Genomic DNA, 19920 nt, shown 5'->3' with positions numbered 1-19920 from the left:
GGCAATTTTCTCATTGGTTAATTAAAAAAACCATTCACTTATAGTTTATTAAAAAATTCAATAAACCAGTGTGGCATTTAAACCAACTTGATAGTATTTGTAATCACTATTATTCAAACTACTATCCCGTTTTTCCGTCTGCAAATAACTATTTATCGTTAGCTGCCGTAGTACTTTGTATCCCATGCCTAAACGTAAGCTATTTGTTGTTTCTTCATTACTAGAATTACTACCAGCCACCTCAAAACTACGATCGCGCTGATTTAAATCAAGATTCCAATTTATTTTTTCTGACATAGACCAACGAGCATTAAAATTTACATGCTGATCTAAGTTTCGCCCTGCACCACTCGTAAACTCTGCAAAACTTTTCCCATAGCTGAGCTTTAGCTGTGTTTTATCTGTGACTCGCCAAAGAAGCCCTAAGTCACCCTGTGGGGTATATTGGCTTTCATCATTAAATGCAGAAACCCAGTGGCTCATCCCTAAAGACATATTTAAATCAATTTTACTACTCGGGGCATAAGCCATGTCTAAGGAGCTAATTTGTTCTGTAAAACCAGCTCTAAATGGTAAATCTTGATCATAGGTATATTTTCGCCAGCTATGCTGAGCCGAAATATAATTACCTTTTTTAGAGCTATAGCGCATACCTAAACTAACCATATTACTTTTTGCATCAATATATTTTTTTACATCATGTTGCTCTGTACTAACCATTGCAGTTGCAATAATTGCAACCGTGCTTTTTAGTTGCAATGCACCCTGCCAATTTATACTATCTTGCTTTTGCATATCCAGCGCGCTATTGCCATTTGAGCCAAGTGAATTATCCTCAAATGAAGACATGCGTGTAGAGGTATTGGCCCTCAGTTGCCCAGTTGCGATACTACCCACTACCCAATCCCAAACTAAATTTGCGTTCCACTCATTGTGGTTTAAATCTGTAAAATTAAGATAATTAATTTGATTCACACCCACTACAACATGTACAAGCTGACGCGACATAACTAAATCTAGGCTGCCACCTAAACGGGTTTCTATTTTCGAATCTGCTCTTTTGCCATGTTTATTAGTTTGTGCATTCGTTATATCTTCATCTAACTTAAATAAATTACTATCGTATTGATAAGCAAGATCAGCAGTCAACTTAAATAGATCTTCAGGGCCATAAGCAGCTTGCGCATAATCGACCAAGCAAAATCCAATTAGGCAGGCACGAAACCACATTACTAGCATCCTTGCTTTCTTTATCATCTTATAATTTATGAAGATACATCAGTTGTATTGCAAACTTCCTACCAAGAAGCCTACTTCATGACACTTTTATTATTTCTTTATCGGTGCAGTTTACCTGTGTTTTTAACTTACTGCATGATTTGCTCTATATTACATAATGCTTATAGACAGAACAACCCTAGCACAGGTGATAAAGCTCACCTCTGACTTTTTATTTTTTTTCATTACTGAAAAAACCACAATGCTTACAAAAAATTTATCCAGATAGATAATCTACCTAGATAAATTTGGAGGATAGATAACCACAGATTTTATCTATTTTGCATATACGCGCATATGATAAATCAATACACCGCTCGTTAATGACGCAGTCATTAAAAAATAAGTGTCGAGCATGTAGGCACTTAGTAATGCTTTAGCAATGAACTCTAATAAAGAAAAGCACTTTGTGGAGGATGATTGCATAAGCTCACCCAAGATAGGCACTGACAACTTGAATCCTACGCTTAATCAACTGCCCCACTTTTGATCTAAGCCGAACTTTTAAATCAAAGGCTTAGTGAAAATGTCACAGCCAACAGATGGGGCCAGGGGATTGAAGAGGGATATCGGCATAACATTTAATAAATAAACAGCAGTAGCGCCGTCATAGTTGTTAGCAAAATATAAATGTTATTATATTAAGTATATTTTTAACCAACATAGTCCAAACGCATGAGCCAACAGACATCCCTGCATCAGCACCGTTTGCCACAGCACCTGCTGAGTGCCCGTGAGGCAGTGATGTCCTATTTCAGGCCGATGCTAAACAGCTTTAATCTGACCGAACAACAATGGCGCATTATGCGACTGCTTGATGATCGTGGCGATATGGAAGCGGGCGTTATTGCTGGACTGGCCTGTATCCTCCCCCCCAGCCTGACCGGCATTCTGGTCCGTATGGAAAAAACTGGGCTAATCCACCGCAGCAAAGATACGGTGGATACGCGCCGCCTGATTATTTCGCTTTCGGCAAAAGGCAGTGAGCTAACTCGCCAGATCCTGCCCGTTTCAGCACGCTATTACGAGCAAATCGAGCAGCATTTTGGCGCAGATAAGCTTGAGCAACTACTCACCCTACTCACCGAGCTAGAGCAAATCCCAGACCCGCAGCCAGCGGACTAAACAGATGCCTGCTTAGACCCCTGCAAATCTGACAAGCATTTGTATCCAGCAGATCACGATGCTTGTCCGCACATTATTGTGCATCCTCCCCGTGGGATTACTGGTAGTGATCACCTCGATGGGCGTCCGACACCACATGCATTAACGATAAGTCTGGGGCACGGGGCGGTTCTGGAGTGATTGCTCCAAGAAACTATTTTAGTTGATGGTGCAGATTCGCCATATCTAATCGTTTTGGTTTAGGCCAGCATGCTTGCCTGCTGAAGATGGAAATAGTCTGCCTTGGATGCGCAAGCGGTGTGGAGCCATTGTCAAAAAGGTTTGTGGCTGCCCCAACTAAATCACCTTATAAATAAAGCATGGCAGGCTCGTAAAGACTGCAATAAAACCTGGCGTTGCTCCGTAATCAATCGGATATAGCGCCGTAGCGGTGGCATGCGACTGACCACCTCGCTGGCTCCATAGTGCTCAATACAGAACTGCCAGCCCTCGTCCTCATACCGCAGTTCACAGCGGCGAAAATCCAAAGATAACAACGCCGCCTGTAGCGCCCTATCGTTCTGCAACTGGCTGGCAATCGCCGCCAAACTGCCATCATCACGCCCTACAACCAAACAAACCGTGCCCAAACGGCGCAGATTACCGGTATGACGAATAACAATACGCCCCGTCTTAATGACATCTGGCATTAGTGGAACAGGCATGCAAAATTCACAGCTGACGATATGCGACAAAAACAGCGACTCTGTATGCTCCCGCACCAAAAACGCCAGCCCATCGCTCATGACGCAAGCTAAAGTGCTCTGACCAATCAACTGGCAATCCACCGATAAATCCTGCCTTAACCGCAGCAGTGTGACACCAGGACGATAAGCCGCCGGTAAGCGATTACGACGTAGCCACTTAAACCAGCGGAGCAACATACTTAAGCTCTTTATCAAGAATAGAGATACAGGCGGATGCTTTACCGAACTCTTTTTCCAGCACAACTTCTATTTCAACAGGGCGAAATGGATGTACTTTTTGAACAAAAATCGTCCATACCAGCGCATACAACCCAGTCAGACCCAACATCAATCCAAACGGCATATAAATATCACGAGGATTCATCCCCGGCGGGGTGATAAAACAGATGGCGATAAGAATCCCAGCACTGGAAATAATTTGTGGCAGAGGAAACCACGGCGAGCAGTAAGCCCTAGGGAAATCCGGACGGCGTATACGCAACATTACGACCGAAATATTCACTAGCAGATAGGCCACTCCCCAAGCACACACCGCGGCCAGCACCAGTGGCAAAATACGATTCAGATCACCCTGAATGTACCAAGCATGTATACATGGCACGATTACAGCGGTCAGAATACCTGCCAGCGGAGTCTTAAAGCGTGGGTGCAGGTAAGTAAACACCTTGGGTAATGCGCCATCCAGCGCCATCCCATATAAGATGCGGGGCAGTGCTGCAATCAAGGTATTAATAGTGGCAGCACCAGCAAACAACAGACCGATACCCAACCAAATTTTACCCATCGGCCCCATAACCTGACCGGCAAACGCCGGTATGGCCATGGGCGTATCCAGAAGACGTGGGCCTGCTGCATTAGTCGGGTCCACCAAGGTATTGGCCACCTGATGCACCATTGCCGCACCATAAAGAAACATGGTGACAGCCACAGCAGTAAGGCCCAACTTAGTAGCCAAAGGAATATTGCGACCAGAGTTTTTCAGCTCTGGAGCCAAAGGGGTTACCAATTCAAACCCCACAAACATATACATAGCCATACCAATCAGACTCAGCATCCCTGATGGATCAGTCAGATTCAATGGTGTGCCAAACCACCCTTCCAGCGGAACAGCAGGCGCTTTTAGCAATCCAATCACAGCAAATACAGTCAGGGTGACCCACATGACAAAGGTAAGAATAATTTCAATCTTGCCAAATACGGCAATCCCCAGAGCATTGAATACTCCAAATAATATTACTAGCCCCACCCCAATCAACCAAGAATGACCACTGCTTTCCATCATGGTATTAAGGTGTTCAAAGTTCACCAGCGCCATCACTCCAGACAAAATCGTCTCGGCGGTACCAGCAAACACATGTACCAGCAAATAGGCAGAGATCGTCCCAGTAATCGCAAAAAAACGCCCCATACCACAGGAAATGTAATCGTAAACAGCCCCTGAAGTCGGGAGCATAGAGGCCAGCTCAGAAAAGGTTGTCGCTTGCGCTTGCATCATAATCCAAGCAATCACCATTGCTAATGCAAAAGTACTCCCCCCCATACCAAAACCGCTGGTCGCAGTAAGAATCACTGGGCTGGCCATTATTACCCCCACTGAGCTGGCCAGCGCCACGGAAAACCCCACCTCACCCTGAGCAAGGTAGTGGCTAAGCTTATGCTGAATTGTCATTGATTGTGACCCCTTACCTTTCTATGTAAGCGACGCTCACTGTCTGATTATGGCCCTGCACCGCCAGCCTCTCACACACAAAGACCAAAAACGGCACAGGTAAAATACCCGCCTCAGTCTCATGGTTAAGTCACTAAACCAGCCCCCGCAAAACCGGCATCCAGTGCCGCAACAATCATATCTAGCTGCGACGACTGGATGACCAACGGCGGCGACAGGATGATTTTTGTTCCTACTGGGCGCACCAACACACCGTGTTCTCTTGCGATTTGTGCTACTCGGTTGGCATAGCCTCCCGTAGGGTCTATTGGCTCACGGCTGTGTTTGTCTACTACCAGATCCAGCGCCACCATCAACCCCTTACCACGCACCTCACCAACGGCAGCGTATTTGTCAGCAAATGGTTTCAGCCTAGACAGCAGATATTCGCCTTGAATGGCGGCATTGGCCGGTAAGTTTTCTTCCTGCACAATTTTGAGATTAGCCATCGCTGCAGCACACGCCACCGGATGGCCAGAGTAGGTATAGCCATGCATGATAGCTCCGCCAAAATCAGCGTTCGCCGCAAAGGCATCGGCCACCCGCTGGTTGACCACGGTAGCCCCCAGCGGGATATAACCCGAAGAAATACCCTTGGCTAAGCACATAATGTCCGGTGCTACGCCCCATAGGCGGCAGCCAAACATGGCACCAGAACGGCCAAAACCGGTGACGATCTCATCTGCAATCAGCAGCACGCCATATTTATCGCAGACCTCTCGGATCAGCGGCCAGTAGCTGGCGGGTGGCACAATCACCCCGCCCGCCCCTTGTATTGGTTCGGCAATAAAGGCCGCCACTGTGTCTGGGCTCTGAAACTGAATTTCCCGCTCTAGCATCTGGGCGCAAATCTGCGCCAGTGCTTCTGGGTCCTCTGTAAACGGATTACGGTAAGTCCACGGGGTTTCCACATGAAAGCAGCCCGGTAGTAGCGGCTCGTAATTACGCCGGAACACAGTGTTGCCGTTCACCGAAGCCCCACCAAAATGCGTGCCGTGGTAGCCCTGCTTTAACGAAATAAACTTGTTACGATCCGGCTGCCCTTTTACCCGCCAGTACTGTCGGGCTAGTTTTAGCGCGGTTTCTACCGCATCCGAGCCACCACTGCTAAAGGCCACACGGGCCATATCCTCTGGCTGCAGCATATCAATGATCATGGTGGACAATTCTTCGGCACGCGGGTGGCTGATGCCGTCAAATAGTTGGAAGTATTCCAGCTCATCTAGCTGCTGCATAATGGCTTGCTTGATTTCACTGCGGTTGTGGCCCACGTTCACATTCCACAAACCGGCCACGCCATCCACCAGTTTGTGTCCTTTGTCGTCGTACACATAACAACCGTCACCACGCACGATGCGGATCGGCTCACGGCGCTGCATTTCATTCGGGTGCAGCATAGGATGCCAAAAGCGGGCTTTATCGTAAGACATCGTTCACTCCTTTAGATTATCAAAGCCGCAGCATCAGCATGCGGCGGATACCCATAATTAAAGCGTTCGGCAGCAGCCTGCCTATCGCTTCAATGGCTTGCCGATTACAGCCCGCAAGCCACGGCCATTTCGTCTAGTAATTGCCGCTGCAGCACCTGCAGGGCGGCACAAGGCTGCTGCAGCTCAACAAAATCAAGCAGTGGATCGATCACCTCGGTGCGGATGCCCGACAATTCTTCCAACACGGCCAGCCCGCAGAACGGTACATAGGCATCGGAATAACCGCCCTCATGCACCAACACCAGCCTGCCATCCGCATGGCGCTCTGCTACCTCGGCGCTCAGCTTGGTCATCAGTCGAAACGTTTCGCTATGCGCCAACATGCGCGCCAGCGGGTCCACCGCGTTGGCATCGTAGCCGCAGGCCACCACGATAAGCTGTGGTTTAAAACGATCTAACGCTGGGACCACCAGCCTTTCCATCGCATAGCGGTAAGCATCGTGGCCACCGCCAGGTAGCAGCGGCACATTGATATTTGCCCCTTCGCCCGCGCCACTACCATGGTCTGTTGCACCGCTGTAGCCTGGCGGAAAACACCCCTCCTGATGTAATGAAATGGTCAGCACGTCTGGGCAGTCGTAATAAATTGCTTGCGTGCCGTTGCCGTGATGCACGTCCCAATCCAGAATAGCCACCCGCTTCAGGCCATAGCGGGCCTTGGCCGCTTCCACCGCAATGGCGATATTTGCTAAACAGCAAAACCCTATCGCCTGATCCGGCAGGCAATGGTGGCCAGGTGGGCGGGACAGCGCATAAGCTTTATCCACTTCACCGGCCATCACGGCATCAACTGCGGCAAGGGCCAGCCCCGCAGAAAGACAGGCAATGTTGTAACTACCAGGGCCAATTGGCGCATGGTCACCCAGCTCGCCGCCGCCTGCATCGCTCAAAGCCTTAAAACGCGCTAGATACGCAGGGGTATGCACCCGTAGTAGCGCCTGTTCACTGGCTGGCGCTGCGCTACGTTGCCATAGCTGAGCGCTCAGGCCGGATACATCCAGCAAGCTTTTCAGCCGCCGTTTGGTTTCAGCCGATTCAGCATGGCCAACGCCTGCTGGTGGCTGCACCCAGCCGCCCACAGGCAGGGTTAAGGCATGCAGCCCCGTGCTGTGCCACAAACACAGTTCATCAAAGAAAAACGCAGTACGCTTACTCATCACAGACTCCTTACAAAAAACGGCCGCAGTCAGCCCTGCTGCGCTTGCAAAAACACCGCGAGCAAAAAAAACGAATCGGTTAGTTCTGTATGGCTGGGGGGAGCTGATGCAAAAGAAGGGCAATGCCCGCCTTACCATGGATGCCCAGCTTGGTATAAATAGAGCGAATATGGTGGCGCACGGTATGGGGTGACATTCCCAGCAGCCGTGCAATTTCTTTATAAGTGCGGCCTTGGCCAAATAACCTTGCCACGTCACTTTCGCGCACAGAAAGCTGCTCCATAACGCTGCGCTGGCGGGCGGTCAGCAGATAAAGGTCATTGACCTGCCGCGCATCAATATATAAGCGGCGGCCATTGTAGCCCTGTGGTTGCACCCCCATCGGCAGGCGCGGGCCGAACCAATCCGGCCATTCGGCCAGTAATAGCTCCGCAAAAGCCGGCTCGGCACTTTGCAGCACGCCTTGCCCGTCGCACACCGCCAGTGCCAGTGCAAGCCGCTGCTCTGCACCTTCCAGCGACATCCGCAGCGCCTGCAAACTGCGGATTTGATTCAGCGATACCGCCGAAACTAGATGCGGCATTAGGCAGGACAACAACTCACGTTCGTCTGTACTGAAGGGCGCAGCGCCTAGGCTACGATACAGCTCCAAATGATCGCTCAGCAGTGTAAGACGGTCTGAGCTAATCACACACAGCAGCTCGGCAATATCATAACGGGCGCCTAGCCAGCGCAAACCCGCTGGGGATTCTTTGTGCTGCATGTCCACCACCACGGCCACACCTGGCTTGGCATGTGCCCGTGCCACCGTAATATCTTCATGGCTGATGGATTTCCAATCGGCCACATAGCTTTCCGGCAGACCAAATAGGTAGGAGCTGTGCTCTTGCGGCCCGGCATCGCCCTGTGCCGAACGCCCCCACCACGCTTTATCAAATGGCAACAACGGCAGCAAACACTCCATCACCGCCTGATGAAAGCCTAGCAGCGATTCTTCACGCGCCAGCCGGTAAATCTCTAGCAGCACCGCCGCAAACACAGCCATGCTGGCCGGTGGACGAACACAGGGTTCAGTCATGATGGAACTCCTTTGAGCACACGGCTTTGCGGCCTTGCTGATGTTTGATCACATGCAACATTCATACAGTCTGTGTTACCCAACCCGCCCGCGCCATCCTACAGATGAGGGATGGGCTGAACGCCCGTTCAACAAGCACAGCCTACATAAGCTTTGCAGAAAAACGAAGCAGCCACACTGCGGCTTTTTGCTTATGCCATTTGGGGCAGCACAATCAAATAAGCTTTAAAAACAAGCGCTAAGCAATAAGCCATTTCAGCAGTATCTACTCAGCTGCCAAGTAAGAAAACAAAATAAGGTAGTTGACAAAGCAGTATGCGCCGCCCTATAAAGTTAACATGTTAAGTAAAAATTGCAACTGCCCAAGGCAGATAAGCCTGAAGGTGCCGCACTCAAAGGAAGCAAAATGACTCGAGGCCAAATACTGCTTAACAATATGGCCTGTGGCGTTACGCTACAGGCAGATGGCAGCCTGCAAACAGACCATGGCAAAGTGCTAACAGGGCCGCCACACTGGCTGCCACCGATATCTGGCACGGTTTACGGCGTGGCCCTCAATCACCGCTCTCTTACCAACAGCCTAGCCACAGCATTTATCAATGAGCCCTATAAGGCGGCCCCCGTGGCCCCCGTGCTGTTTATTAAAACCAGCAACACGCATATTGGGCACGGCGCAGCGATTCCCTTCCCCAATGGCGCAGCCTGCATTCAGGCGGGTGGCGCGCTAGGTGTGGTTATCGGCAGGCCCACACGTAAGGTGAGCGTGGCCAGCGCACTGGACTATATCGAGGGCTACACCGTGGTTAACGAGGTGAGCCTGCCGGAAGTCAGCTTTTACCGCCCAGCGATCAAGGCTAAATGCCGTGACGGCTTTTGCCCCATCGGCCCGTGGATCGTGCCCGCCACCGGCATCAACCCAGCGAATCTGTGCATAGAAACCCGTGTGAATGGCGAGTTGCGTGAAACCAGCCACACCGCAGACCTGATTCGCAACGTGGCCGAGCTCATCAGCGAGTTATCCCAATTTATGACGCTAGAAGCAGGCGATCTGCTGATTGCTGGCACGCCACTACGCAGCGTCAATCTGCAAATTGGCGATGTGGTCAGCGTCCGTATTGATGGCATAGGCACTCTGGAAAACACCGTCATGGCAGAGGAGCCAGCCCAATGAAGCACGCCCGCATTCTTTATCAAGAGCAGATCCACGCCGTGCTGGTTAACGACGATCACTCCGTCACCCTCAGCAATGGCCAGATCCTGGCTGCGGCGGCGGTAGAGTGGCTGCCGCCAACACAGGGCACCATCTTTGCGCTGGGCCTAAACTACGCTGACCACGCCGCCGAGCTGGCCTTTAGCCCCCCCGCCGAGCCGCTGGTTTTCCTTAAATCACCCGCTACGCTCACCGGCCACAACAAGGTATCGGTGCGGCCAGACAATATTCACTACATGCATTACGAGTGTGAGCTGCTGGTGATCATCGGCAAACGTGCAAAAAACATCCAGCGCGAGCAGGCCATGGATTATGTGGCTGGCTACAGCGTGTGCAACGACTACGCCGTGCGTGATTTTCTGGAAAACTACTATCGCCCAAATCTGCGCGTTAAAAACCGCGACACGCTCACCCCAGTCGGCCCTTGGTGGGTAGATAAAGCCGATGTGGCCGATCCAGCCAACCTTACCCTTAGCACTTGGGTCAATGGCGAGCTGAAACAGCAGGGCAATACCCGCGATATGGTGTTTGATATTCCCTTTTTAATTGAGTATCTCAGCGGCTTTATGACCCTTATGCCGGGAGACATGATCGCCACCGGCACACCGGAAGGCCTAGCCAACGTGGTGCCGGGTGATGAGGTCATCACAGAAATTGAAGGCGTTGGTCGACTAGTCAACCACATCGTGAGCGAAGCCCAGTACGAAGCCGCGCGGCGCTAAGCACGCCAATACTAAGGAGCAAGCATGATTAAGCACTGGATCAATGGCCGCGAGGTCGAAAGCAAAGAAACATTCACCAACTACAACCCCGCCACTGGGGATGCCATCGGTGAAGTTGCCAGCGGTGGTGCCGAGGAAGTCAACGCCGCCGTTACCGCTGCTAAGGCGGCTTTTCCGAAATGGGCCGCGACACCGGCCAAAGAGCGTGCCCGCCTGATGCGACGCCTTGGCGAGCTGATCGATCAAAACGTGCCTGAACTGGCCAAGCTAGAAACACAGGACACCGGCCTGCCCATTCACCAGACCAGCAATGTGCTGATTCCCCGCGCCTCGCACAATTTTGATTTCTTTGCCGAAGTCTGCACCCGTATGGATGGCCATAGCTATCCGGTGGATGACCAGATGCTTAATTACACGCTGTATCAGCCGGTAGGCGTATGCGGGCTGGTTTCGCCGTGGAATGTGCCGTTTATGACCGCCACATGGAAAACCGCTCCCTGCCTAGCACTGGGCAATACCGCCGTGCTAAAAATGTCCGAGCTATCCCCGCTCACGGCTAACGAGCTAGGGCGTTTAGCAATGGAAGCCGGTATTCCAGAAGGCGTGTTCAACGTAGTACAGGGTTACGGTGCCAACGCAGGGGATGCACTGGTACGCCACCCAGACGTGCGGGCCGTTTCATTTACCGGCGGCACCGCCACGGGCCGCAAGATTATGCAAACGGGCGGGATCAAAAAATATTCGATGGAGCTGGGCGGCAAGTCGCCAGTACTGATTTTTAATGATGCCGATCTAGAACGCGCACTAGACGCCGCGCTGTTTACTATTTTTTCGCTTAACGGCGAGCGCTGCACCGCAGGCAGCCGCATCTTTATTCAAGAAGGCGTCTATGACGCATTTGTCGCCGAATTTGCCGCCCGCGCCAAAAAACTGATCGTAGGAGACCCACAGGACACTCAAACTCAGGTCGGCTCGATGATCACCCAAGCACACTACGACAAAGTCACCGGCTATATCCGCATCGGCATGGAAGAAGGCGCTAGCCTGCTGGCTGGCGGGCTAGAGCGCCCAGCCGGGCTGCCTGCGCATCTGGCTAAAGGCCATTTTATTCGCCCCACAGTGTTTGCCGATGTCGATAACCGCATGCGTATCGCACAAGAAGAAATCTTCGGCCCCGTGGTATGCCTGATGAAGTTTAAAGACGAAGCCGAAGCACTGCGTCTAGCCAATGATGTGGAATACGGATTGGCTTCTTATATCTGGACTCAAGACATCGGCAAAGCACACCGCCTGGCCCGCAGCATCGAAGCAGGCATGGTCTTTATTAATAGCCAGAACGTACGCGACCTGCGCCAACCCTTTGGCGGCGTCAAAGCCTCTGGCACCGGCCGTGAAGGCGGTGCCTACAGCTTTGAAGTTTTCACCGAAATCAAAAATGTGTGCATTTCGCTAGGCAGTCATCACATTCCACGCTGGGGGCTCTAAACAGCAGCACGGCAGATTTGTGAATAACAAGCTGGCTAGCCAGCACCACCGCCCGCAGGGCAAAGGAAACCAGCATGGGCAAACTAGCTCTGGCGGCCAAGATCACGCATGTGCCGTCTATGTATTTATCGGAACTACCTGGCCCGCATCAGGGCTGCCGTCAGGCCGCTATTGATGGGCATAAAGAAATCGGCCGCCGCTGCCGCGAGCTGGGAGTGGACACCATCGTGGTATTCGACACCCACTGGCTGGTGAATTCTGGCTACCACATCAACTCTGCCCCGCATTTTAAGGGCGTGTATACCAGTAATGAGCTGCCGCACTTTATCAAAAACATGCCTTATGAATATAGCGGCAACCCAGAACTAGGCAGCCTACTGGCTGCAGCAGCCACGGCCGCCGGTGTACATACCCGCGCCCATGATGCCACCACGCTGGCGCTAGAGTACGGCACGCTGGTGCCGATGCGCTTTATGAATCCAGACCAGCAGTTTAAGGTGATCTCTGTTTCTGCGCTCTGCACCGTACATAATCTGCAAGACAGCGCCACACTGGGTGCGGCTTTTCGCCAAGCCATTGAGGAACAATACGATGGCACAGTGGCTATTTTTGCTAGCGGCTCGCTATCGCACCGCTTTGCGCAGAACGGCGTATCCGAGCAGTTTTTGCACCGAGTATGGAGCCCGTTTCTAGAAACCACGGATCACCAAGTCGTGGAGATGTGGCAACGCGGCGACTGGAAAACCTTCTGCGCCATGCTGCCGGAATACGCCGAAAAGTGTCATGGCGAAGGCTTTATGCACGACACCGCCATGCTGCTGGGCGCACTAGGCTGGGACCAATACACCGGCAAAGCCGAAATCGTCACGCCTTATTTCGGCAGCTCCGGCACCGGCCAGATCAATGCCGTTTTCCCTGTTTAATCACAGCCGCTTGCGGCCAGCTTGGAGCCAGCCATGCCCCACTTTATTGTTGAATGCACCGACAACATCCGCGAACAAGCCAAGCTGCCGGCTCTTTTCAGCCAAGTCCATGCCTTTCTGGCGGGCACCGGCTTATACCCGCTGGCTGGCATTCGCAGCCGTGCCATCTGGCTAGATACTTGGCGCATGGCCGATGCTGAAGCAGACTACGCCTTTGTGCATATGACGCTAAAGATCGGCCATGGCCGCACTTTTGACGAGCGCGAGCGCACCGCAGAGGGGCTGTTCCAGATTATCCGAGCGCACTTTCAACCACTGTCTGACACGCGCTATCTGGCGCTGAGCTTCGAGCTAAGCGAGCTGGACGCCAAGCTCAGCTACAAGCAGAACAACGTACATCAGCGTTTCAAAAAAGACTGACAACAAAAAGCCTAGCACACCCGCTAATCACCAGCGGTGCGTACTGCTGCCTGCTGCTGCCCTCCTACCAATCGTGAGCATATAAAATGATACTAAACGATCCCTTACTGCTTCAGACCCAAGCCTATATTAATGGCGACTGGATAAATGGCGAAAACAATGCCGTCTTTACCGTTAACAACCCTGCCAGCGGCGAGACTATCGCAAGCGTAGCCGCAATCGGCATCGCCGGAACCCGCCGTGCCATCGAAGCCGCCGAAGCCGCATTACCCGCTTGGCGCGCACAAACAGCCAAAGCCCGCTCGCAGATTCTACGTCGCTGGTTCGATCTGATTTTGCTGCATCAGCAAGACCTAGCGCTGATTCTAAGCATGGAGCAGGGCAAGCCGCTGGCAGAAAGCCTGAGTGAGATCGCCTATGGTGCCAGCTTTATCGAATGGTTTGCCGAAGAGGCCAAACGCGCTTACGGCGATGTGATTCCCAGCCCGTTTAGCGACCGTCGTCTGATCACCATTAGGCAGCCCGTGGGCGTAGTGGCCGCCATCACACCGTGGAATTTCCCTCACGCCATGATCACCCGCAAAGTGGGCCCAGCACTGGCAGCAGGCTGCACCGTGGTGGTAAAACCCGCCTCCGAAACACCCTTGTCAGCGCTGGCGCTGGCCGTCTTGGCCGAAAGGGCTGGCGTGCCCCGAGGCGTGCTCAATATTGTGACCAGCAACCGCGCCGCTGAAATCGGTGCCGAGCTAAGCCACCACCCAGCGGTGCGCAAGCTGTCGTTCACCGGCTCCACCCATATCGGCAAACTACTGATGCAGCAATGTGCCAGCACAGTCAAAAAGCTGGGGCTGGAGCTGGGGGGCAACGCCCCCTTTATCGTATTTGACGACGCCGATCTAGATGCCGCAGTACAGGGCGCACTGGCTTCCAAATTCCGTAACACCGGCCAGACCTGCGTCTGCACCAACCGCCTGCTAGTGCAAGATAGTATCTACGACGCCTTTGCCAGCAAACTAACCGCAGCAGTGCGCCAGCTGCAGGTGGGTGCCGCCACCAGCCCAGGGGTGCAGCAAGGCCCATTGATTAATCACAAAGCCTTAGCCAAAGTTGCCGAACATGTGGCCGATGCACTCAGCCAAGGCGCAAAGCTACTCACAGGCGGTGCGCCGCACGCGCTGGGGGGTAATTTCTACCAGCCCACCGTACTAAGCGAAGTCAGCGAAAATATGCTGGTTGCTCAAGAAGAAACCTTTGGCCCACTGGCCGCATTGTTTCGTTTTAGCAATGAAGCAGAAGCCATCCGCCTCGCAAACGCCACCGATTCCGGCTTAGCCGCCTATTTTTACAGCCGCGACATTGGCCGAATCTGGCGCGTGGCAGAAGCAATCGAAGCGGGCATGGTGGGCATTAACGAAGGCATGATTTCAACAGAAGTCGCCCCCTTCGGCGGAATCAAAGAATCCGGCCTCGGCCGCGAAGGCTCCAAATACGGACTGGAAGACTTTATGGAAATAAAGTATCTGTGCTTTGGTGGGCTAGCGGCTACGAATATGTAATAAACCGCCGCAAATCACTCAACACCACTGGCGAAAAATAAACGTTTTCCGCCAGTGAACGCTAAGCCTATACCCAGCAGGAGGTTGACCAAGGCTGGGGCAGCATCACAGCGGCAAACCAGCCATAAACAGAGCCTATCCCGCTTGCCCCTTTTATTGCGTTGGGCGAATTCGGATGGATTTTACGATGGTTTCGTAAAGGGCCATGACCTCTTGGTCCGTTAGAGTAGAAGGGAAAAGTTGCCCTCCTCCCCCTTCTCCTGTGTTAACTTCTAAATGAATACTTGCCTTTAGTGGATTGCCCACTTCTCCTAATGTTTCCCACACAAAAGAGTGTGCTACGCCTGCTTCATCATCTGAAGGGAATCGATCTAGGATTTCTTCCCCTTTTAATGTACTTACTTCTCTATTACCTCGTTTAAAAGTTTTTATTTTACTTGCAAACTTAATTCTAATGCCGGTTTCATCGGTTCTTTCTAATAGAGGCTTATGTTGCTTGAAATAAACATCGCTGGAAATTCGTATTTTAACGTATGGATTGTTTTTTAAAACAAAATATAGACTAGCCTCTTCTGCTTGACTGATTTTCCCATCATTGGCGACAAAACCATTTTCAAAACAAAAGCCAGGTTCTTTTGGTATTTCTTTTTCAGCACGGTAACGCGTTTGGTTTATTAATGTTTTGTATTGGTCAATTATTTCATTGATGCGTTTGTCACGCATAGCCTTTTCCTGTCGTATAAAAGTATATTGCCCCGCCTATTTTGTCGATAGGGTTTATTTTAAATGTATCAATTCCATAAATTACGTCACCGTACAATTCAGCTTGTGAGACTAATATGCGTTTCTCATCATCTCCAGCAAACTCTTCATGTACATATTTAAACCCTCTTTTGGTGTTTTCATTTTTTAAAGCATCTATCTTTTCTTTAATTATTTTTTTAAATAAATCTCTTCCTGTTCCAGATTCAATGGCGGTGGAAAGATACTTGTTCCCAAAGCCTTTAAGCTCAGCTACATAAGGAACGTCGACTAGGTAGCGACCAAAACAATAGGTTTTTGTGTTTTCAAACATTACAGGCTCCACTGTAGCTGCATAGCCATTGCAAGCTAGGAATAGGGTAATGAATTGAAGTTTTTTCCTATGCATTATGGTTTAACTTATTGTTGGTTGGAAATAGGCTACATTAAATAATGTAGCCATGCATTACGCATATAGCGGCAAAGTGTATTCTTTATTGCGTTGGGCGAATTCGGATGGATTTTACGATGGTTTCGTAAAGGGCCATAGCTTCTTGCTGGGAGAGGGTTGAGGGAAATGTACCGCTGCCGCCAGAATCACCTGTTTTAATTTCTAAATTAATAGAGGGAAATAATGGATTACCTATTTCGCCCAATGTTTCCCAAGTAAAAACATGCGCAATCCCTGTTTCATCATCAGATGGAAAGGTAGTAAGGGCTTCTTCGCCATTTAGGCCATTAATTATACGTTTCCCTTGCTTGTTATATTTTACTTTACTTAGAAATTTTTTCATAACACCTGATGAGTCAATTCTTTCTAATAAAGTTTGTTCTTTATTAAAATATACATGACTAAAAATTCGTATTTTAACGTATGGATTATTTTTCAAAACAAAATATAGGTTAGCCTCTTCTGGTTGGCTGGTTTTACCATCGTTGGCGACAAAACCATTTTCAAAACAAAATCCAGGCTCTTTTGGTATTTCTTTTTCAGTACGGTAACGTGTTTGATTTAGTAATTTTTTATATTTATCAATTATTTCATTTATTCGTTTATCATCATAGCCTTGGCCAGCTGTATAAAAATATATTGAACCACCGGCTTTATTTTTTGGGTTAATTTTAAAAGTATCGATCCCATATGCTACATCGCCATATAAATCAGCTTTTGAAATTAATATGCGTTTCTCATCATCTCCAGCAAACTCTTCATTTACGTATTTAAACCCTCTTTTTGTGTTTTCATTTTTTAAAGCATCTATCTTTTCTTTAATTATTTTTTTAAATAAATCTCTTCCTGTTCCAGATTCAATGGCGGTGGAAAGATACTTGTTCCCAAAGCCTTTAAGCTCAGCTACATAAGGAACGTCGACTAGGTAGCGACCAAAACAATAGGTTTTTGTGTTTTCAAACATCACAGGCTCCACTGTAGCTGCATAGCTATTGCAAGCTAGGAATAGGGTAATGAGTTGAATTTTTTTCCTATGCATTATGGTTTAACTTATTGTTGGTTGGAAATAGGCTACATTAAATAATGTAGCCATGCATTACGCATATAGCGGCAAAGTGTATTCTTTATTGCGTTGGTCGAATTCGGATAGATTTTACGATGGTTTCGTAAAGGGCCATGGTTTCTTGCTGGGTGAGTGTTGAAGGAAACGTACCGCTGCCACCAGAATCACCTGTTTTAATTTCTAAATTAATAGAGGGTAATAAAGGATTACCTATTTCCCCTAGTGTTTCCCAAGTAAAAACATGCGCAATCCCTGTTTCATCATCAGATGGAAAGGTAGTAAGGGCTTCTTCGCCATTTAGGCCATTAATTATACGTTTCCCTTGCTTGTTATATTTTACTTTACTTAGAAATTTTTTCATAACACCTGATGAGTCAATTCTTTCTAATAAAGTTTGTTCTTGCTTAAAATAAACATGGCTAAAAATTCGTATTTTAACGTATGGATTATTTTTTAAAACAAAATATAGGTTGGCCCCTTCTGCTTGGCTAGTTTTCCCCTTGTTTGCAACAAACCCATTACTAATACAAAATCCAGGTTCGTTTGGTATTTCTTTCGGCTGACGATATCTGATTTTTTTTAAATAATCTTCATAGTCAGCTAGAATGCTTTGATAATGTTTGGCTCCTAATGATCGAACAGATGTTGTTGCCGCATACCCCATGCCCAGCATTTTAAAAGTATCAATACCATAGGCAGTACTGCCGAAACGAGTTGCGGAAGAAACTATTATTTTTTCATTATTTCCATCTAAAGATTTAGAATCGATAAGCCTATATTCCTCAGTGTCTTTTTGCTCTTTTAATTCTTTTTCTCTAGATGAAATATTTTTATTTAAATCAAAAGAAAGTATTTTTTTTATAGATATTTCTTTATCTGTAATGAAGTGATTTCCCTCGTTTTTTAATTCAGCAGCAACAGGAACGTCAACCAAATAACGGCCAAAGCAATAGGTTTTTGTATTTTCAAACATTGTTGGCTCCACAGCATAGGTATAGGTATTGAAACCCAATAGGGTGGCAAAAATAGCAATTTTATTCATTCTCATGGCTTGGCTGGCTCGGCAAGTTGGATGAGTTTTGCAATGCTGTAAATTGTGGATTGCAGGGCATATTTATTTGCATAACTCATTTGATGATCAAAACCACTCAATTTAAATACATTCAGTGGCGTGGGGCTGAGCTTTTCTAATGCGGCACCGGAATGGAGTGGCACCGTGCCATCGCCCGCCAAATCTTTGTCATTAGCCAGTTTAAAGCTTGTAACTTGATTCTCTCCAAACGATACTTTTGATTTTCCGGTGGTATTGCGCCATTGATCTTTAGATGAAAATAAAGCCGCTTCAGAGCCTCCAATGAGTTTGTCATTGGTTTGCCAGCAAATACTGCCAAAAGTAAAATATTTTTTATCATCGATGCCATAATAACCATATGTTTTAGGGTGAGCATAGAGGCCGACATTATCGTGAAATTTTTTAGCAACTTTGAGTGCATCTTTATAAGCTTCCAATGGCTCTGATTGCGTATATTTTTTCATAGGATCAATTAAGCTTGAATCAACCATGCCCCACCAGCAATCGTCTGTAGTTTTGCCATAAATTTCTTCGTAAGGGTCTGATTTTGGCAATGGCTCGAGCAATTGTTTTTCTTCCCCTCCCGATGTTTGTACAAATTTCAGCCAGCCCGCTGGGTAGTGCTTGGTCGGGAGCAGCTCTAATGGGCCAGGTGCGCAAGAGAGGGCGGGGGTGATATCGGCGGCACTCCAGCCAATGACGGCTGCGGCTCCCGCTCCTGCTAAATCATAAAAACTATCGACTTCAGTTCCGGCCCTAAAGCGCCGATATACCACGGGTGCACCGGCCACCGGCTGCACGCCGTGCACAATGCCAAGGATGTTAGCGTCTGACATCTGGGCGGCACGGCGGGTGACAAAACCACCGAGCGAATGGCTGATTAAGATGACCTTGCCATCGCAATGAAAGTAAGGGCTTTTTTCATAATATGCGAGTACTTCATCAATCTTACTCAGTAAGCTTTTGGCTGATTCTTCGCAGCTTTGCAGCCAGTTGTAGCCATGCGCCCAAACTGGGTAGTAATAATTATCTAGATTGTCAATTTCTGCCTTATTAAGCGGCTCAGGCGTTTGCCCCCATGCTTTACAAGCTTTGGCCGCAGCTTTTGAGTAATTGGGTTTGCCATTCTTGGTGTCCGTTTCGGCGCTGCTGCCTAAATGCAGCAGCATGCCAATTTCAGCCAGCATGTGATTCCCATTTTCCTCACTTCTGCCGGGCTTGCTGTATTGCTCATTTAGAATGATTTCTAGCTGTTGCAAAGTACCGTGGTAGCTATCGGCATGCAAGGCTCCCCAGCCGCGCTTTTTTGCCTCACTTTTTGTTAGCATATAAAAATTGCTGGGGATGGAGCAGGCCCCATCGGGGTTGACTTCGGTGTCGTTTGGATTAAATTGCGCCTGCCGGCTTGCGCCGCTTTGCCTCGCTCTGGATACGGCCTCCCCCATGCCTGCCAATAGGCCATTGGGTGGCGACCATGCTTCATCCTTATTTTTCGTCATCCGCAAATTTGTCCCCATAATCCCTGGCACAAAAATCACCGGAATCACGGTATGGGGCGGGCAGATGGCTAAGGCGTGTGGGGTAAATGATTCTGGGCTTTTGCATGAGGAAAATGTGGGGCAGCCCTCTTTATCAAACTCTAGCGGTACTCGGCGTGTGGCCTTTGGGTCGACCTGCATCTCGCGATCACTCATC

Annotated in this window: 18 protein-coding genes; 7 read left to right on the top strand and 11 right to left on the bottom strand. The window is 49.3% G+C overall.

Features of this window, described 5'->3' with window-relative positions:
- Positions 1-57: 57 nt before the first annotated feature.
- A complete protein-coding gene (locus tag R6242_RS08820; protein WP_318426097.1) occupies positions 58-1230 on the bottom strand; it encodes an outer membrane beta-barrel protein in 1173 nt (390 codons plus the stop codon).
- Between the two features lie 723 nt (positions 1231-1953).
- Between R6242_RS08820 and hpaR the strand changes: the two genes are divergently transcribed.
- Positions 1954-2403 (top strand): homoprotocatechuate degradation operon regulator HpaR, encoded by a 450-nt coding sequence (hpaR, locus tag R6242_RS08815; RefSeq protein ID WP_318426096.1) that lies wholly within the window; start codon positions 1954-1956, stop codon positions 2401-2403.
- Between the two features lie 341 nt (positions 2404-2744).
- Here hpaR and R6242_RS08810 read toward each other — a convergent pair whose 3' ends face one another.
- The 5 genes from R6242_RS08810 to R6242_RS08790 form a co-directional block, all read right to left on the bottom strand.
- Positions 2745-3326, bottom strand: a complete 582-nt coding sequence (locus R6242_RS08810) for a DUF3156 family protein (RefSeq protein WP_318426095.1) — start codon at positions 3324-3326, stop codon at positions 2745-2747.
- On the bottom strand, positions 3307-4818 hold the full coding sequence (locus R6242_RS08805) for an APC family permease (protein ID WP_318426094.1): 1512 nt from the start codon (positions 4816-4818) through the stop codon (positions 3307-3309). Before R6242_RS08805 ends, R6242_RS08810 begins: the two co-directional genes overlap by 20 nt.
- Before the next feature lie 125 nt (positions 4819-4943).
- Positions 4944-6287, bottom strand: a complete 1344-nt coding sequence (locus tag R6242_RS08800) for an aspartate aminotransferase family protein (RefSeq protein ID WP_318426093.1) — start codon at positions 6285-6287, stop codon at positions 4944-4946.
- Positions 6288-6391: 104 nt separating this feature from the next.
- Positions 6392-7504 (bottom strand): class II histone deacetylase, encoded by a 1113-nt coding sequence (locus R6242_RS08795; protein WP_318426092.1) that lies wholly within the window; start codon positions 7502-7504, stop codon positions 6392-6394.
- 79 nt (positions 7505-7583) lie between these two features.
- Positions 7584-8582: a helix-turn-helix transcriptional regulator gene (locus tag R6242_RS08790; protein ID WP_318426091.1), complete on the bottom strand. Its 999-nt coding sequence runs from the start codon at positions 8580-8582 to the stop codon at positions 7584-7586.
- Between the two features lie 406 nt (positions 8583-8988).
- Here R6242_RS08790 and R6242_RS08785 point away from each other — a divergent pair, with 406 nt between their 5' ends.
- From R6242_RS08785 to R6242_RS08760, 6 genes are all read left to right on the top strand, one after another.
- Positions 8989-9753: a fumarylacetoacetate hydrolase family protein gene (locus R6242_RS08785; RefSeq protein ID WP_318426090.1), complete on the top strand. Its 765-nt coding sequence runs from the start codon at positions 8989-8991 to the stop codon at positions 9751-9753.
- Entirely contained in the window at positions 9750-10514 is a 765-nt protein-coding gene (locus R6242_RS08780; protein WP_318426089.1) for a fumarylacetoacetate hydrolase family protein, read from the top strand. Before R6242_RS08785 ends, R6242_RS08780 begins: the two co-directional genes overlap by 4 nt.
- A gap of 24 nt (positions 10515-10538) precedes the next feature.
- Complete coding sequence (hpaE, locus tag R6242_RS08775; protein ID WP_318426088.1) at positions 10539-11999, top strand: 5-carboxymethyl-2-hydroxymuconate semialdehyde dehydrogenase; 1461 nt, start codon at positions 10539-10541, stop codon at positions 11997-11999.
- 74 nt (positions 12000-12073) lie between these two features.
- Positions 12074-12922 (top strand): 3,4-dihydroxyphenylacetate 2,3-dioxygenase, encoded by an 849-nt coding sequence (hpaD, locus tag R6242_RS08770; RefSeq protein ID WP_318426087.1) that lies wholly within the window; start codon positions 12074-12076, stop codon positions 12920-12922.
- A gap of 33 nt (positions 12923-12955) precedes the next feature.
- Positions 12956-13342 (top strand): 5-carboxymethyl-2-hydroxymuconate delta-isomerase, encoded by a 387-nt coding sequence (locus R6242_RS08765; RefSeq protein WP_318426086.1) that lies wholly within the window; start codon positions 12956-12958, stop codon positions 13340-13342.
- An 86-nt stretch (positions 13343-13428) separates the two neighbouring features.
- The gene (locus tag R6242_RS08760; RefSeq protein ID WP_318426085.1) at positions 13429-14898 is read left to right on the top strand and encodes an NAD-dependent succinate-semialdehyde dehydrogenase; all 1470 of its coding nucleotides are present in this window, start codon (positions 13429-13431) and stop codon (positions 14896-14898) included.
- Positions 14899-15051: 153 nt separating this feature from the next.
- On the opposite strand, the gene R6242_RS08755 is transcribed toward R6242_RS08760, so the two are convergent.
- From R6242_RS08755 to R6242_RS08735, 5 genes are all read right to left on the bottom strand, one after another.
- Positions 15052-15621 carry a T6SS immunity protein Tli4 family protein gene (locus R6242_RS08755; RefSeq protein WP_318426084.1) on the bottom strand — a complete coding sequence of 190 codons (570 nt, stop codon included), beginning with the start codon at positions 15619-15621 and terminating at the stop codon, positions 15052-15054.
- The gene (locus R6242_RS08750; RefSeq protein ID WP_318426083.1) at positions 15614-15973 is read right to left on the bottom strand and encodes a hypothetical protein; all 360 of its coding nucleotides are present in this window, start codon (positions 15971-15973) and stop codon (positions 15614-15616) included. The genes R6242_RS08755 and R6242_RS08750 overlap by 8 nt, the downstream gene beginning before the upstream one ends.
- Before the next feature lie 160 nt (positions 15974-16133).
- On the bottom strand, positions 16134-17054 hold the full coding sequence (locus tag R6242_RS08745) for a T6SS immunity protein Tli4 family protein (RefSeq protein ID WP_318426082.1): 921 nt from the start codon (positions 17052-17054) through the stop codon (positions 16134-16136).
- 160 nt (positions 17055-17214) lie between these two features.
- On the bottom strand, positions 17215-18195 hold the full coding sequence (locus R6242_RS08740; protein WP_318426081.1) for a T6SS immunity protein Tli4 family protein: 981 nt from the start codon (positions 18193-18195) through the stop codon (positions 17215-17217).
- Positions 18196-18197: 2 nt separating this feature from the next.
- Entirely contained in the window at positions 18198-19919 is a 1722-nt protein-coding gene (locus R6242_RS08735) for a hypothetical protein (RefSeq protein WP_318426080.1), read from the bottom strand.
- Position 19920: the final 1 nt, after the last annotated feature.

This window comes from Iodobacter sp. CM08, assembly GCF_033446605.1.
Classification (GTDB): Bacteria; Pseudomonadota; Gammaproteobacteria; order Burkholderiales; family Chitinibacteraceae; genus Iodobacter.
Note: the sequence above shows the minus strand (reverse complement) of the source record. Positions and strands in the feature narration are given on the sequence as shown.